This window comes from Spirillospora sp. NPDC052242, from assembly GCF_040679555.1.
Lineage (GTDB): Bacteria > Actinomycetota > Actinomycetes > Streptosporangiales > Streptosporangiaceae > Spirillospora.
This window is the reverse complement of the sequence record NZ_JBFAUZ010000120.1, coordinates 1-1,067: the sequence shown is the minus strand read 5'-3', so window position 1 is coordinate 1,067 and position 1,067 is coordinate 1. Positions and strand designations below refer to the sequence as shown.

The 1,067-nt window shown below is 66.8% G+C and carries 1 protein-coding gene; it reads left to right on the top strand.

Features of this window, described 5'->3' with window-relative positions; all coding sequences use genetic code 11:
* Window positions 1-1,067: alpha-amylase family glycosyl hydrolase (locus tag AB0L25_RS41060; RefSeq protein ID WP_500179063.1), on the top strand; the 1,067-nt coding region annotated here is incomplete at both ends.

Here is a 1,067-nt window from a genome sequence, read left to right as displayed (position 1 = left end):
TTCGTCGCCCACGCCCACGACCACGGCCTGGAAGTGGCCCTCGATCTGGCGTTGCAGTGCTCCCCCGACCATCCCTGGGTGCAGCAGCATCCCGAGTGGTTCACGACCCGGGCGGACGGTTCGATCGCCTATGCCGAGAACCCGCCGAAGAAGTACCAGGACATCTACCCCCTGAACTTCGACAACGACCCCGACGGGCTCTACGACGAGGTCGAACGGATCGTGCGGCACTGGATGAACCACGGCGTGCGGATCTTCCGCGTCGACAACCCCCACACCAAACCCGTCCCCTTCTGGGAACGCCTCCTGGCCGACATCAACGCCACCGACCCCGACGTCCTCTTCCTCGCCGAAGCCTTCACCCGCCCCGCCATGATGCACACCCTCGGCAAAATCGGCTTCCACCAGTCCTACACCTACTTCACCTGGCGCAACTCCGCCGACGAACTCCGCGACTACTTCACCCACCTGTCCGGGGCGGCCGCCGCCTACATGCGGCCCAACTGCTTCACCAACACCCCCGACATCCTCAACGAATACCTCCAGCACGGCGGCCGCGCCGCCTTCGAGATCCGCGCCATCCTCGCCGCCCTGCTGTCACCCACCTGGGGCATCTACTCCGGCTACGAACTCTGCGAGAACACCCCGGTGCGGCCCGGCAGCGAGGAATACCGCGACTCGGAGAAATACCAGTACCGGCCCCGCGACTGGGACACCGCCGCCACCGGCGGCACCACCATCGCCCCCCTCATCACCCGCCTCAACACCCTGCGCAACGCCCACCCCGCCCTGCACCGCCTGCGCAACCTGCACTTCCACCACGTCGACCAGCCCGAACTCCTCGCCTTCTCCAAACGACACCTCGACGACACCGTCCTGGCCGTCGTCAACCTCAACCCCCACCACCCCCGCGAAGCCACCGTCCACCTCGACCTGCCCGCCCTCGGCCTCCCCGACGACCCACACCACACCTTCACCCTCACCGACGAACTCGACGACACCACCTACACCTGGACCAAAGCCAACTACGTCCACCTCGACCCCCACACCCGACCCGCCCACGTCCT